Source organism: Caulobacter sp. GW821-FHT10A10 (genome assembly GCF_059415745.1).
In genome coordinates this window covers 276,880-292,513 of record NZ_JBWKNV010000006.1, presented here as the reverse complement: position 1 = coordinate 292,513, position 15,634 = coordinate 276,880, and the positions used below count along the sequence as shown (strand labels likewise).

The window sequence follows — 15,634 nt, the reverse complement described above, 5'->3', positions numbered from 1 at the left end:
GAAGGCTCGCGCGTCTTAGAGACCGTCGATGGGGAGGGGGCGGACCTTAGAAGGTCCGCCAGGATTCGATGGAGCGTGCGGCGGGGAAGCCACGTCCGACAGCTGCACTGATCTGATAGATGACCACGTGGAGGGTGTCAAGATTTCCGGCATACGAGTCCGCCGACTGCTCCTGTGCCGAGTATACCAGCACTGGCTCGGTCACGGTGCTCATACGGACGTAGCTGTCCGGCGCGGCGCCGCGCGACTCGTCGCCGCTGAAGGCCGAGGAGAGGATGTAGACCTCGTACTTCTCGGTGCTCTCGCCCAGGGTCACCTCGCCGGTGCCGTCTTCCATGTTGCCGCCCAGGCGCGTGCGGCGCGCCCAGGTGATGGAGATGTCGCCCGAGGAGGAGATCGTCCGGCGCACATCGCCGGGCGCGTAGGGCATCAGGTCGCGCGGCTCGTATGTCACCGACAGGGCCGAGGAGTTCGAAAGCGTCCGGCCGCTGCCGACCGCCTTGAAGAAGCGAGGCTTGGCCCGGCTGTCGAGGGTGTCGCCCAGCAGCTCGATGGTGTTGTTGTTGAGGAAGACGAACCGCTCGCCGGCCGTGTGACTGGAGATGGCGTACTCGGTCCCGCGCCGGGCCCGCAGCAGATTCCAGATCGTCCAGGTGCCGTCGCTGTTCTCAACGCAGTCCATGAACTGGATCACCTCGTCGCCGACTACGCAGGCGTTCTGGCCATCCCAGAGCTGGTCTTCGGTGATGGATTCCAGCTCGAACCAGGAGACCGCCGGGCTGATGGTGATCTTGGTCTCCCAGTCCAGGCCGAAGGGTCCGTGGCGCGGCGAGGCGACCACGCCCTTGACCGTCCCCCATTCGACGTCCTCGTAGCTGCTGAAGAGCTGTGTGAACTCGCTGTTGTCGGTCGAGCGGTGGAAGGAGGCGCCCTCGAACGTCGAGGTCGCGCCGTTGCCGACGCCGGCATAGTAGCGGCTGAAGGAGCCGCCGGTGTCGTCGCTGTCGCGCAGCAGGGGCGTGTTGAGGACGATCGGCGTGGCGGGCTTGGACACCGAGATCGTCTGGCTCGATCCGTTGCCGCCGCCGTCGGCGTTGATCTTGGTGATGTCCCAGTCATAGGCGCCGCTGTCCTGGCCATAGGTCTCCAGCGCCAGGGAGAAGTCAGCGCCGACCTCGGTGCTGTCGATCCGCTCCAGGAAGCTCCGACCATCGTCCATGGACACCGACACGAGGTCGGCAGGGTCCAGGTAGAGGTACATCCAGGGCAGCTTGGTCTTGTGGCTCGTGCGCTCGCCCCACTGGGCGTAGAGCATGTTCAGCGCGCGGACCTTGGCGGCTGCCGGCGTCATGACGACGTTGGCTTCGACCGCCAGCTGCTGGCGCGACCACATGGTGTTCACCGGATTGGAGATGCGCGAGCTGCGCGCCACCGTGGCCTCGAAGTCGTCGTTGACGTTCATGTAGGTCAGGGCGACGGCGGCGGGCAGCTCGGCCTCCTGGACACGGGTCTCGTTCCAGAAATCCGACGCGCCTTCGCCCGACGAGCCGAGCAGAGCCTGGGGAATGGTCGCGTTGACCGATCCGTCGCCGTTGGGCCCCGAGCCGCGCACCACGGCCGTCAGCACGCCTTCGCTCTCGACGAGGTCGAAGAGGAAGATGCGCTTGAGGTCTTCCAGGACCGACTTGATGTCCGTGCCCGATGCCCAGCCGTAACCCGTCAGGCCGATCGAGTAGATGTCGGTGAGGTCGAACTGGGTGGTTTCCAGGCCGCCCTCGATCAGCAGGGCCTCCACGAGGCTGCCGATGTTGGTGTCAACGGCCGCCGCGCCGACCTTGATCAGCGCGTTGAAGCCCTTGAAGCAGACCACGAGGCCGCGCTCGCTGTCGTAGGCTTGGATGGCGGCCATCGACGAGCTGTAGTCGTCGCCCAGCGTCAGGCCGTCGGTCGAGGTGTCGGAGATCAGGGGCAGGGTCTGCCCGGCCGCCTGCCCGTAGTTGTAGTAGTACCAGCGGGCGTATTCGGTGAGGCTGTCGGCGATCTCGTCGCCCGAGGCCTCATAGGCCGTCTCGATCTCGGGGTAGAGGGCCACATACGCGTCCCAGTCCGGGTCGCCCACTTCGCTGTCGTCGGTCGTGGTGTCGTGATTGACGAAGCCGCCGCTGGTGGTGTCCAGGATGTAGAGCCGGCCGCTGTAGACCCAGGCAAACTCGCCCGTCAGCACCCGCGACTGGTTGGAGAAGAACGTGGGGTAGCCGGCGATCGCCGTGCGGAACTGCTCGGCGCCGGTGTCCTCCAGGTACTTGGAGATGTAGGCCTGCCCGCTGGTGTCGGTCCAGAACATGAGCACGCCGGCCGTGGAGCTGTCCCAGATCACCGCTCCGATCGACTTCACGCCGCTGATCGTCAAGGCCACGCTCTGGCCGTCGCCGTCCAGCTTGGTCAGGACCATCTTCTGGTAGTAGGCCGACGTGCTGGAAGTCGAGCAGCCCCAGAGCGCGAAGAAGCTCGGATAGCCGCTGGTGTCGGCGTCACGGCCGCAGCAGTAGAAGCTCATCGTGCTGTCGGCGCCGGTCAGGCGCTGGCCCGAGCCGCGCACGTAGGTCATGCCGGAGGCCAGCAGCACCCCGACTTGCCCGCCCCGGCCCAGGGTGAGGACGTACTCGTTGTCGTCGTTGTCCAGGGCCACGCAGGCGGCCGTCGGCTGCACAAAGGCGTAGCTGCTGTTCTCGGTGCCCGAGGAGGCCGCATAGCCGAAGGTCGAGGTGACCGTGTAGCTGTAGGGGTCGATCCGGTCGATCGGCTGGAGGGCGTCGCCCGTCGAATGGGAAACGATCAGCGAGCCGTCCGACGTGCAGGTCAGCAGCTTGGCCAGCGTCTGGTTGTCGCCCGACAGCAGCAGGTAGTAGGTCTTGGGGAAGTCGAAGTCGCCATTGGCGATCTGGCGGTCTTCCACGCCCGTCGACAGGATCACCCGGCGCACGGTGGTGCCTTGCCGGATGTAGGCGTAGCCGCGCTCGAAGTCGGCGATCATCTCGCTGGCCTGGATCGTGGTCGAGAAGTCGCCGTCGCTCGCCGTCATCGCCGTCACGACGGCGGTGGTGGTGGTGCCCGTGTCGCGATTGCCGACGTAGACCTCGGCGGTGATCTGCGGGATGCGGTTGCCGAAGTCGGTCAGGTACATCGTGTCGAACACGAGGTAGGCAAGACCCCGGTAGGCCGGCGCCTCATCGCCCTTGTCGGCCGCGATCGAGCTGTCGGCCGTCTGGGTCTCGGTGCCGTAGTAGAGGCGGATGCGGTACTTGGAGTTGTTGGTCTCGCTCTCGCCGGTGACGTCGTAGATCAGCTTGCCGTCGGCCCAGATGCGGCGGACGACGTCGATGGGACCCTTGCAGATCGCCATCGCGTAGGTGCAGCTGTACGTGTACTCGTTATAGTAGCCGCCCTTGCCGGACTTCTTCTTCTTGTGCTCGACGATCGGCTTGGACCAGATCAGGTTGCCGGCGACGCGGCACTGGCCATAGGCCTGCGGGATCGCCGCGCCGTAGGTGGACCCGGTGACCTTCAGGTCCTTGATGCGAGGGCCCTCGGCCGGGAACAGGTAGCTGATCCCGATCTGGGCGATCGTCGAGATGGCGAATGCAGCCGCAAAGGCCATGGCTAGTCTTCAACTCCAGGCAGATCGAGGACGCAGCGGAACTTGCTGCTCCAGAAGGTGTCGTAGGCCTCCTCCACGACGCGGCGCTTCATGACGCAGGCGTGGATGAGCTTGGGGCCGTCGGCGCGTTGGGCGATGAAGCCCACGTGGCAAGGCTGGTTCTTGTCGCGCAGGACCACGATCGAGCCGTGGCCTAGCGTCTGGGGATCGCGCCAGATGAGGTGGCGCTTGATGACCTCGACCAGCCGGCCGTCCGGCGTTCGCCGGTAGTTGGGCTGGTCCTCGTAGGCGATGCCGAAGTGCGTCATGACCCCGCAGACGAGGCCGATGCAGTCGACCCCCTGCCGGCTGCGTCCCATGTGGCGCCAGGGCACGCGGCCTTCGACGTAGGTGAGGGCCTCGGTGATGATGTCGGCGCGGAACATTAGTCGCTGGGGGCGTTGGGGGTGGCGTAGTAGGTGTCCTGGCCCGGCACGTGCGGGTGGCCTCGGAAGTTCTGGACGTTGTTGAACTTCGACAGGCAGGTGCTGACCGTGCGGTCGCAGCCAGGGTGGATCACGAAGCGGTCGGCCGTCGCGATGGCGTAGAAGGGGCGCTGGAAGAGCGTGAGCACGCCGTCGGCCCAGGTCTTGATCTCTTGGCTGCGGCCGGCGTTCGAGCCGGTCTCCCAGGTCAGGTAGCCGCCGTCGAAATAGCCCTCGACCTGATTGAGGCTCGTGGGCGTGAACACCTTGGAGCTGGTCACCGACTGAACCGTGGTGACGGCCTTCCAGGTCGTAACCGCCGTCCACGTCACCGTGCCGTCCGAGGTCGTCACGCCGACCGAGTTGTCCCAGTCGGGCTCGTCAGAACCGCTGACGCCGGCATTGGCCGCGACGAAGACGACGCCGCCGTATTGATCGACGTTGCCGCCGGTGCCGTTGGGGCTGTTGACGGCGGCGGTGATGGTGTCGAAACCGCCGCCTTCCTCGTACTTGGCCACCTTGGTGGCGTAGAGGTCGAACTTGAGCTGGCGCGTGGTCGCCGGGATCAGGACGTTGTTGACGGTGGTCTTGATCCAGCTGTCTTCGTTGCCGCCCGACGAGCCGCTGTCGTAGATGGCCGAGGCGCCGACCTGAGCGCCGTCTTCGTCCAGGGCGTAGATGCGAAAGCGCGTGGTTCCCTTGGAATTGACCGTGGCGCGGTAGAGCGTGGAGTAGGCCCGGCACAGGCCCGTATCGAGGTCCTCCTCCGGCACGCCCTGGGCGACCAGATCGAGAACCTGGTACATGCCCATCGCCGTGTTGGTCTTGACGTTGTTGTTGGTGCGGTTGTCGGTGTTGAAGGCCGCGTAGCCGCCGCTCTTGGCCGAGGTCCCATAGAAGCTGGCAGCGGTCCGCCAACGGCCTTCGTCGCCGCCGTAGCCGGTCCAGCCCGTGGGATTGCGCTGGAGCATGTTGCCGTCGACGTCGAACGAGCCGTTGACGAAGGTCAGGTTGTAGACGCCGGTGGCGGCGTCGACGATGCCCAGGACCGCGTCGCCCTTGGCGTACTTAGTCTGCGCGGCCCAGCGCGGCGGATCGAGCGGCACGCCGCAGCGGTCATCGCCCAGTTGCGCCGGGCATTCGGGCGAATACTGCTCGCCGATCCGCGTGGAAAGCACTTGGGTGAGCCCGCGCAGCTCGGCGTCGAACGTTCCGTCCTCGCGCGTGGTCACCTCGCCCAGCCAGCCGGTGCGCAGGATGACCCGGCCCATGTCAGGCTGGGCCCAGTTGAGGATGTAGACGTCGACCTCGGCGTAGTCGAAGAGGCCGCCGACGACATCGTCCCGGGCGATGTAGTCGCTGTTGAGCACGCCTCGGATTTCCACCTCGTCGATCTCCAGCGCCGAGGTGGTCGAGATCGAGGTCCGAGCGAACGAGTTGTAGGGGATGTGCGGAGTGCCGTCGTAGGTGACGGGAAGGTCGTGGTCGGTGAAGTGGTAGGACTTGCCGTCCCGGCGCTTGACCGACATGCAGGTGCAGAGGGTCGTCACCTCCTGCTGAAGGTGCGCCTTCAGGGTGGCGGGGATGTTCTTCACGAGCTGATCGCGGTCTCAAGGCCCGACCAGTCGCGGACTTCCTTCAGCGGGATGTTCGGCCAGGACAGGGTGTTCCAGAAGTCGTGAGCCGGATCGAGGTGGTCGGTGTCGAAGCGCACCGGCACGTGGAATTCGCCGTAGCCGATCTTGATCACGGCCTCCTCGGCCGGCGGATTGGCGAAGGTGATGACGCCGGTGGCGTGGTCGACCGTGTACTGGCCAGGACTGGACAGGGTCGCGACGCCGACGGTCAGGCCGGAGATCGTGTCCCAGTTGATCTTGGTGATCGTGCGCGAGAACGAGTAGCTCTCGCCGCTCTCGTCCTGGGCCGAGGTGTAGGTCTTGATGATCTGGAACTGGGTCTCGTAGCCGTCGCCGACGCCGATGATCTGCTGCTTGATCTTGTAGTCGTTCCAGTCCTTGAACCGGAACCCGTAGGCCCGGCCGCGTCGGGCCATGAAGAAGGCCGTCAGCTCGTCCATCTGGTCCTGGCTCTTGATGCCGTGCGAGACGTCGTATTCGGCGCGCGTGGTCTGCCAGTCCTGGTTTCGCTGCTCGTAGCCGCTGTCGGCCTCGAAGATCGAGGTCTTGAACTTGGGTCCGCCCTGCGAGCCATAGGAAATGGCAGGCGGGAACAGGACCTCGTGAAAGGTCGAAGTCGCCAAAGGATTTTCGGATTTTGGAGGATGTGGGCCCCGCCGCGCTAAGGCGCCGCAGGTCGTTTCATGGCCGGCAAGCTGTCACGGCGTCGTCTGAGTGTCAAGAAAAGCCGACACTCGCGAGTGTCGGCTCTCTAGGTTTCGGCACTTAGGCGGCGAGGTTGCGCACGGCGGTCCGGCGCAGGTCGCGGTTCGTCTGGCGGGTGATCGAAGCTTGCGACTGGCGGAAGCTGTTGGGATCAGGCGCGACGATCGTGATGTTGCTGCTGAAGTTGGACGTCGTGTTGCCGCCGACGGCGTCGCCCAGGTCCACCGGAACCGAACGGCCGCGCGACAGCGGGATCACCGCCTCGTTCGGGTGCAGCACCGCCGGGATGCCGCCCGAGGTGTTGGGCGTGCCCTCGGCGTAGTGCGGCGCGTCATGCCAGGACAGGCCGCTCATCACCCGGCCGCCGACCGGCCGATCGGAGTAGCCGCCCTCCTGGAAGAAGCCGCCGAACATCGACAGCAGACTGGAGAGGCCGCCTCCACTGGTGAGGCCGCCACCGCCGCCGATCAGGCTCTTGAGGCCGCCCATGGCGCTGGCCGACCCCTTGCCACTCAGGATGTCCGTCAGGCCCGAAAGGCCGCCGCCGGTGCCGCCCGAGAACGCCGAGACGCCCATCGAGAGCAGGTCGCCGATGATGTTGGAATGGCCGGCGACCGCCGTGCCCGAGACGTCGACGTTGCGGCTCTCACCGATCACGCCGGTCACCGACTTGGGCACCCACGGCGTGGAGGCCTTCTTCTTCTTGGTCAGCTGCGACAGGGCGAGCGGCAGCAGGCTCTTGCCCATGCCGCCCAGCTTGCTGAGCAGGCCGCCTTGCTTGTCCATCGAGATCGTCCCCAGGTCGGCCAGCGTGGTCAGCTGACCCGGGTCGGTAGGCGTGATGGCTTGCAGCGCGCTATCGGCGACCGAGGTGGTCGTGATCGGCTGCGCCGAAGCAAGGCTCGCCAGCGCCGAGGACGAGGCCGTCGGCATGGTCACGTCGACTCCCGAGACATCCGTGGCGGCCGTCGGGCTCACGGTCGAGGCCAGGGTCGACAGAGCCGAAGAGGCGGACGCGCCGTTGTCGTTCGCCGCCGTCTGAGCAGCGGAGGCGCCGGCGGTCGCCGCTGCCGTGGCCGCCGAACCCGAGCCGCCAAGGGCCTTCTCGATCGAGGCCGCCGCGCTGGTCAGCGCCGTCGCCGAGCCTTGCAGGCTGACACCGGCGTTGGACAGGTTCTGTGTCGCGGTGGCCTGGGCCTCCTCGGGCGTCACCTGCTTCTTGCCGGTCATCCACTCGACGACGCCCTTCAGGCCGTTGTCGACCTGAGCCTTGAGGGCGGACTTGGACGCCTTGTGGACGATGTCGCGCATCGACAGCTTCCCGTCGCCCGAGAGAGCGTCGGTGATGCCGCTGGAGAGATCGTCCATGAACGCGGCCTTGATGTCCTCCATCGACTCCTTCAGCGGCTTGACCGCTTGGGCCCAGCGCTTGAAGCCCGGCGGGTTGGCGATCGCCTTCATGGCGTCGGCGTACTGCTTGGCCATCGCCTTCATGGCCGGCGTGGCTTCAGCCTCGATGTCCTTCAGGGCCGTCGCGGTCGACTGGGTGACGTCGCGCAGGTAGTCCTTGTAGTCGTTACGCCAGGACGACGCGCTGGCCGACAGGCCCGCTTGCGCTTGGGCTTCGACGAGGTCCTGGTCGCGCTGATAGACCGCCGCGTCCGAGCGCGCCTGAACATTGACGCCGGCCGTCTGCATCATCGTGTCCATGACGACGTTGCCGCTGCTGTCGGCTTGGCTGAGGCGGGCCTTGGCCTGCTCCAGCGTCTCGCCTTGCTTGCGCGCGCCGTTTATCAGGCTGTTCAGCTCGTTGTCGTAGGCATTGCCGCCGCGCGCCAGCTTGGCGACGTGAGCGTTGTTGAGCGCTTCGGTCAGGTCCAGCTCAGCTTGCAGGCCCTCGGCGCGACGCTTGGACGCCTCCCAGGCGTCGCGAGAGCCGGTGATCTCCTTGCGGGTGATGTCGTAGCCGCTTTCACGCAGGCCGTTGAGCTTGGCCTGCCAGTCGGCTTCCTCGCTCATCCCGCGCAGGCGCAGCTCCGCGACCGCGTTGTCCTGATCGGAAAGGCGGCTTTCCTTCCCAAGCGGATTGATCGCGTCCTGGTACTTCTCCTGTTCGCGCTTGGCGCGCGCCATCAGCTTGCTGATCGTGTCGTCCGTCGCGCTGTCCTTGAAGCCCGCATCGACGAACTTCTTGTTCAACTGGCTGACGGCCTCCAGGTCCTTCACGAACGTTGCGGCCTGAGCCTCGGCCTGGGCAGCCGGATCGTCGCCCGAGGCAACGTTGGCCAGCCGCGCCTTGAAGTTCGCGTACTTCTTGGTGAGGCTATCGCCTTCGACGTCGTCCAGACCTTGCAGGCTAGCCGGCCCCAGGACGGTCGCGGCCGTGCCGCCCTTCACCGTGCTGGTGAGGTTGTCGTAGGCCTGCTTAACCGTCATGCCGCGCGTGAACGGGTTGTTCGCCGCCGCCGACTTGAAGTGCTCGGCGAAGCTGGCGTCCGGGCTCATCCCGACCATCTTGGCCAGACGCCCCGCATCGCCAGAGCCCAGGAAGTGGGCAGCGTAAATTTCGCCGCCAGTGGCGTCGCGACCGGTGATGCGCTTGATATCGGCGGCGTTGTCGCGCGCCAGCTTGCCTGCCGCAATCGCCGACGAGGTGGCGTCTCCGGCCTCGCCGGGCTCCTTCATGTAGGCCGAGCGGGACTTATTCCAGGCGGCCCATTCGGCGGGCGTCATGCCCTTGTGCTGCTGCGGACCAGCGTACAGGCCGTAGCGAACTGCCGTGTCATAGGTGAACTGGAAGAGGCCACGCGCACTGGTCGTGCCGTTGGCCGCCTTCGGGTTGTAGCCCGACTCCCGCTGGGCGATGGCTTGCAGAAGGCTTGCGTCCACGCCGGTCGCAGCCTGAGCGGTCTTGAAGGCCGCCGCGATCTCGGCCGGCGGGGTCTTCAGGCCCGAGACCTTCATGGTCGACGCGCTGGTCGTCGCCGCGCCCGCCATGGTCTTGGCCGCATCAGCGGTGGTCTTGGCGCTATCGGCGAACGACTTGATCGCCTGCTCGATGGTGGGCGTGCCGACGTCGCCCAGAGCGATGCGGCGTTGCAGGTCGGCCATTTCGGCCGCAGCTTCGAGCGCCTTCTGGGTGTCGGCGGTCTTGGCGATCTGCTTTTCGCTTTCCTCCATCATGGACTGGTCATGAAGGTCGGCCGCCGCCGTGGAGCCGCGTGCAGCCGCCTGGGCCGCGCCGGCCGAGATGATCGAATCTCGCGTCGCGCCGTAGTTGCGGACGTCCTGGATCGCGCCGCCGACACCCTCGCCCACGGCGAGTGCGGCCTTGACCGCCGGCATGTTTCGGACATCGACTGCGAACTTGAAAGCGCCCTTGACGTCGCCTTGCCGCAGCATGTTGAAGACGGTCACGAGGTTCTTGAACGGGCCGGTGATCAGCTCGTAGATGCCCTTGGTGATGCCGCCCAGGACGTTGGCGATCATCGAGCCCATGGTGATGAAGCCGGCGACCACCGAGGCGGTGATCTCGCCGGCATTCTTGCCCAGGCTGCCCAGGACCTTGCCAAAGCCCGTCGTCGGCGCGGCGATCTGCTTCCACCACGCGCCAACGCGTTCGGCGACGACCTTGAAGCCGCCGCCGACGATGTCGGCGAACTGCATCGTCTTGCCGCCGACCGTCGTGGTCTTGTCGGAGAAGGCCGCGAGCGCAACGCCGCCGGCCACGAGGGCGCCTACAAGGCCCATGCCCAGCAGCGGGACAACCTTGCCAATGACGCCGCCCACCTTGGAGAGGCCCGAAGCTGCCTTCACCGCCCCGGCTTCAGCCTTGGCCACGCCGGTCGCTGCAACCTCGCCCGCCGGGCGCAGGCCCACCAGCGAAGCCAGGAACGACCCGATCCCGCCCTTGGACGCCTTGCTGGCGGTGGCGTCGAACGTCTCGATCGCAGCGGCCGGCTTGCGCAGGCCAAAGTCGGCCAGCTGCGCAGCGCCGCCGGTCTTGGTCCAGCTGTAAGGATCGCGGCGGCCGAATTGGCCCTGAGCCATGTAGCCACGCGTCGGCAGCGCAGCGGCGGCCGGAGCAAGGGCTTCAGAAGCGAAAGCGACGCCCTCATTCACGCCACGGCGGCCGAACAGGCGCGACAGGGCCGAGCCTCGCGCCGTCGAGGTCGCGAAGGCGCCGGCCTGCCGGCGGGCGATGATGTCGCGGGTGGCCTCGCCGCCCAGCAGGCCCAGCGAAGCAACGGCCGGAGCCACGGCGTCAGCCACCTTGGCCGCGCTTGCGGCCTGGGCGGGCTTGGCCTTGGAAAGGAGGTTGGCGGACATGCCAACGACGTCACGGCCAAAGCCGTAGGCGCCTTGCGCCATCTCGCCGAACTTGACGGTGACGAGGGTGGCGGCCAGGGCCTTCAGCAGGGTGATCAGCTGCGGGATGTGGTCGATGATGTAGATCAGCGCGTCGCCGGCCTTGTGGATGCCGTCGGCGAACGCCCGGCCCATGGTCGTGGCCAGCTGCTGGAACTGGGGCTTCAGGTGCGCGGCGGCGCCTTCGCCTTCCAGGATGTGGTCGGCGAGCCGCTTAAACTCCTTGCCAAGCGCGGCCATGAAGCCGCTGTTGGCGATCGCCATCTTGAACATGGTGAAGGCGTTGACGAGGCGGTTCAGCGCGACGTCGGGACGCTTGTCCAGGAGCGGCTTGAGCGCGCCGAACTGCTCGTCCAGCGCTTCGGCATAGGCAGGCACGAACGAGGCCGAGAGAATCTCGCCCTTGCTCATCTTCTTGAAGAACTCACCGACCGAGACGAACCGGCCTTCGAGCTTGGAAAGCGCGCGAGCGCCGACGACGGCGTTGCCCGGAATCTGCTCGCCGATCTGGCGGCTGAACTCTTCGGCGCTGACCTTGCCCTTCTGGATCATCTGGGTCAGGCCGTAGAAGGCGTAGCCCGTCTGCTCGGAGTTCGCGCCGACGATCTGGAGGGTCTGGGCGACGGACTTGAACACCTTGTTGGAGGCGTCGGTGTCCATGCCGGCGGCCTTGGCCGAGATGGTGAAGCGGCCGTAGCTCTCGGAGGTCTTCTCGATCGACAGGCCCAGGTCCTGGGCGATGCCGATGTACTGCTGCATGGCCTTGCCGGCGCCATCCATGGTGCCGGTGGAGAAGAGAAGCGCCTTCTGGAGCTTCGACAGCTCGATGCCGGTGGCGTAGATGCCCTTGAGGAACTGGCCGACGGTGAACGACGAGAACAGCGAGCTGAAGATCGTGCCAGCCTGATAGGTCAGCTTGAAGCGATCGCCCAGGATGCTCAGGCCGCCGCCCAGGGACCCGTAGCCCTTCTTGGCGCGCTCGGCGTGTTCTGCCGTCTTGGAGATTTCCGAGTGCAGGGCGGCGGTGGACTTGCGAGCGCCCTCGGCCGCCGGGCTGAAGGCCGTCAGGCGGGAGGGCATTTCCTTGAAGCTGGCGCCGGCGCGTGCGGCTGCGCCCGCGATCCGGTCCAGATCGGCGGCGATCTTGCCCGAGCCGGGCACGGCCTTGGCCTGGGCCAGCGTGTCGAACAGCTGGCCGATGCGCTTGATCGTCGACTCCGACGGCGCGCGGATGTCGCTGATGGTCTTGAAGAGGTTGGCGAGCTGGGCGACGTTCTTGGTCGCAGGCGTGGCGCGGAAGTTGTTGAGCGCCTTCATCAGGTCGTTCAGGCGACCGATCGTCGCCGACGAGGGCGCCTTGGCAGTCGCGACGACTTGCAGAAACGCCGAAAGCTGCGCCGCGCCAGCCGGCACGCGCAGGTCCTTCAGGGTGGTCGTCAGAAGACGGATGTTGACGATTTGGGCCGGATCGACCGGCTTGACGCGAGCGAGCGCGCTCAGCGCTTGGGCGAACGCCTTGACGTGGGCCGCCGGCTCGCCGGTGACCTTCACCTTGCCCAGCAGGGTCGCGATTTCCGCGAACCCCTGCATGGACTTCATGGACTTGGTGAGCGCCGCGTCCGTACCGGACATGCCGGTCGTGAACTGCGACTGCATACGGCCAACGGCCGCGCCGGCTTGATCCAGCGCGGTCGCCAGTCCCTTAAGATCAGCCTGCGCCGCCTTGGAGTCGACCTGAAGCTTTAGCGGCTGAACGTCCATTGTCCTCTAGCGCCGACGTGCGGCGCCGGCGTTTCTCTTGTTGGCGATTTCTTGCTTTCGTTGCTCTTCCTCCTGGCACTTCTTGACGAAGTCCATGTAGACGCCGTCCAGGCGCTCTACGTAGGTGAGGAAGTCTTGCCGGTGCTGGTAATCGAAGCTCTTAAGCCGGCAGTAGGCTTCGATCTCAGAGAGGGGGATGCGCTGGGGGCCGGAAAAGCCGATGGGACGCGCGTTCGACAGGCGCCAGAAGCCCGTCATCACCCACTTCAGGTGGTCGAGGACCTCGACCGGAGGGGGGCCGGCCGGCAGGAGCAGCGGAAGCCCCTGCTCGGCGCGGACTTGGTTCTTCCAGGGAAGCGTGGGGTCAGGCGGGTGAGCTAGCGCGTGTTCGAGCGCGCTGGTCAGTTTCCCGAGGCGGCTTCCTTGGCTTCATCCTTGAAGTTCTGGGTCTCGATCGAGAACTGGATGATGGCCGCGCCCAGCTTGGGCAGGGCCTTGATGATGGCGTAGGCCTCGTTGGCCGAGTAGTCGACCAGCTCGCCGTCGGCGTTCTTCACGCCCTTCCAGTCGGCGATGATGGCGCCGGCCAGGACGCGCAGACCGATCTCTTCGGTCTTCTCCTCGGGCACCTTGGCGCCGGCCTTCTGGAGGGCGGTGTAGGGCTGCATCAGCTGTTCGCGGAGATCGAGCACGGCCTTCGCGCCGAACGCGCGAATCTTGAAGCCGGTGGTCTCGTTGAGGTTCAGCCAGATGCCTTGCTCTTCGTTGGTCTTGTTGGTCGAGAACAGGTCGAACAGGTCCAGAGCGTCGCTCATGGGTCGGGGTAGCCTTTAGTTGTCAGGGGGAGGGGTGGGCGGCCCGGCCCCGACTCCGGGCCGCCCTGCTTCAGCGCTGAAGACTTCGATGATCGAAGTGTCGGGGATGCGTGGGGGTCGGCCGCGCTTGGCCGATAGGTTCCGGCGGGGCCGGCTTCGCCCGGCGTGGCCAGGGCGGAAATTCGAGGAGAGGGCGTGGCCCTAGTTGCCGGGAGCGTGGCTCCCGGCGGGATCGGCGCTTAGGCCGTGGTCGGCAGGACGCTGGAGTAGCGGTCGATCTGGAGCTGGCAGTCCGTCACCGGATCGCGCTTGGCCTGATAGGACATGTTCTCCATCACGTCCTGGTTGCCGCCCGAGGGGTTGGCGGTGTCGGTCGCAAAGACGGCGGCCGGCACGGTCCACTCGTAGCGGTGACCCTCGACGTCCTGGATGTTGAACGAGATCGAGACGGTCTTGTGCTCGTTGAACTTGTCCCACATCGTGCCGTCGGCGAAGTAGGCAACGAGGTTGCCCGTCAGCTCGAAGCGGCCCGCACCGATGCCGGCGGGGTACTTGTAGCCAACCGCGTTCTGGTCACGCAGGCTGTTGTTGCCCGAGATCGAGATCGACTGGACGGCGGTCGAGAGGGTCTCGTCGTTGACCTTCAGGTATCCGACGTTGGTGGTGGCGTTGGCCACGACGGTCGAGGTGGTGTCCAGGACCGTGTAGGGATCGGCGCCCAGGACGGTCTCACCCGAGCGGGTCGAGGCGCGGCCGTTGAAGCCGAACGAGCCCTTCAGGATGGCGTTGGACGCCACGTCGTAGTTGAAGGTGCCCACGCGCAGGCCGTCGACCAGGAAGTATTGGCTGACGTCCTCGAAGCCGGTCTCGATCGAGAACGACTGGGGGGTGATCTCGTCCGGGTCGGCCGGGTTGCGCAGCATCGAGCCCTTGATCGTGACAGCGCGGGCGCCACCGTTGGCGAAGGTCGCCGGCTGGGGGCTGACCACGAGCTTGTCGTCGGTCATCGACTGGATGGTGAAGACGCCGCGCAGGCTGTCGTTGCCGCCCGAGAAGCCGGTCACGGTCAGGACGCCCGAGGCGTCGACGGTCTTCTTCAGCGTGCCGCCGGTGACGTTCAGGTTCTTCAGAACGACGGTCGAGCCGCTGACGGTGGCCGAGACCGACAGCTCGTCACGGACGCGCAGCTTGTTGACGGCGGCGGCGAAGTTGTCGGCCGTGGCGCCCTCATCAGTGCCCAGGTCAACGCCGGTCACGGTCTGGGCGTACTCACCGCCGAACTGGAAAGTGACGGTCTTGTCGCCGTCCTTCACCGAGACCTTGGAGCCGGCGGCCGGCTGGGCGGTGAAATCCACCGAGCCCTGCTCGAAGCCCAGGCCCTCGACGAAGACCTTCTGACCGACCAGCAGCTGGCCCGCAGCGATCGCGGCGGCGAAGGCGTTGGTGCCGGCGCTGTCGAACGCGCTCTCGCCCGAGGTGCCCGCGCGGATCGCGGTGTTCTTCAGGACGATGACGTCGTTGGCGTCGAAGAGGTAGCTGTAGCTGGTGCCCTTCTCGGCGACGGCGGTGGCGTCCGTCAGGGTGATGACGGTGCGGTTGTCGTTGTCGCTGAAGGAGATCGTGTCGATCTGCCAGTAGTTGTTGTTGGCCGGCGTGGCGAAGCCGTGGGTGCGCACGCGGCGGCCGGCGACGAAGTAGTCCGTCACGTCCAGGCCGTTCACGTACAGCGTGCCGGCGTCGGCGAACTGAAGGTAGGAGCCCTTGACGCTGTCGAACGTCATCGGACGCGACCATTCGCCGTAGACGAAGGCTTCCAGGAAGTCGTCGTGGCTGCCGGCCGAGAATTCGACTTGCAGATCACCGGCCGAGTTCGCGCCGGTTTCGACGTGGTCGGACACCATGCGGTCGGCGCGGATTTCGTCCGACGTGACGGTGTTCTTGTTCGCGTTGATGGAGGAGCCGGTATAGCGGATTTCGCGCGTGCGGCCGGTCGCCGGGGTCGAGCCCCAGTCGGTGTTGGCTTCCTTGATGAAGCGCAGGCGCGCGCGATTAGCGTCAGCGAAAATGGACATGCGAGGGGGCACCCACGGTTTGAGGCAGACAGGGATGGGGAGGGGTGGGGCGCACCGACCCGGTCTGCGCCGCGATGAGCATTAACTATCGCGAAACGCCGTGAATGTCAAGAAAACCCGTCACTCAAGCACGTCTAGTCATCCAGTGCAAGCA

Annotated in this window: 8 protein-coding genes; all 8 read right to left on the bottom strand. The window is 66.3% G+C overall.

The features are described 5' to 3' along the window. Positions 1-46 precede the first annotated feature (46 nt). The 8 genes from AC07NS_RS18140 to AC07NS_RS18105 all read right to left on the bottom strand — a co-directional run bounded on the left by AC07NS_RS18140 (position 47) and on the right by AC07NS_RS18105 (position 15,480). Positions 47-3,658: a phage tail protein gene (locus AC07NS_RS18140; protein WP_494605440.1), complete on the bottom strand. Its 3,612-nt coding sequence runs from the start codon at positions 3,656-3,658 to the stop codon at positions 47-49. Between the two features lie 2 nt (positions 3,659-3,660). Then, on the bottom strand, positions 3,661-4,083 hold the full coding sequence (locus AC07NS_RS18135; protein WP_494605438.1) for an NlpC/P60 family protein: 423 nt from the start codon (positions 4,081-4,083) through the stop codon (positions 3,661-3,663). Then, complete coding sequence (locus AC07NS_RS18130) at positions 4,083-5,717, bottom strand: phage/gene transfer agent baseplate hub protein (RefSeq protein WP_494605435.1); 1,635 nt, start codon at positions 5,715-5,717, stop codon at positions 4,083-4,085. Before AC07NS_RS18130 ends, AC07NS_RS18135 begins: the two co-directional genes overlap by 1 nt. After that, on the bottom strand, positions 5,714-6,382 hold the full coding sequence (locus AC07NS_RS18125; protein ID WP_494605433.1) for a DUF2460 domain-containing protein: 669 nt from the start codon (positions 6,380-6,382) through the stop codon (positions 5,714-5,716). Before AC07NS_RS18125 ends, AC07NS_RS18130 begins: the two co-directional genes overlap by 4 nt. Positions 6,383-6,524: 142 nt before the next feature. After that, the gene (locus AC07NS_RS18120; protein ID WP_494605431.1) at positions 6,525-12,593 is read right to left on the bottom strand and encodes a tape measure protein; all 6,069 of its coding nucleotides are present in this window, start codon (positions 12,591-12,593) and stop codon (positions 6,525-6,527) included. A 6-nt stretch (positions 12,594-12,599) separates the two neighbouring features. Beyond that, positions 12,600-12,902 (bottom strand): phage tail assembly chaperone, encoded by a 303-nt coding sequence (locus AC07NS_RS18115; RefSeq protein ID WP_494605752.1) that lies wholly within the window; start codon positions 12,900-12,902, stop codon positions 12,600-12,602. Positions 12,903-12,994: 92 nt separating this feature from the next. Then, positions 12,995-13,408, bottom strand: a complete 414-nt coding sequence (locus tag AC07NS_RS18110) for a phage-derived protein YdaY family protein (protein ID WP_494605429.1) — start codon at positions 13,406-13,408, stop codon at positions 12,995-12,997. A gap of 239 nt (positions 13,409-13,647) precedes the next feature. Beyond that, positions 13,648-15,480 carry a phage tail tube protein gene (locus tag AC07NS_RS18105; RefSeq protein WP_494605427.1) on the bottom strand — a complete coding sequence of 611 codons (1,833 nt, stop codon included), beginning with the start codon at positions 15,478-15,480 and terminating at the stop codon, positions 13,648-13,650. Positions 15,481-15,634 lie beyond the last annotated feature (154 nt).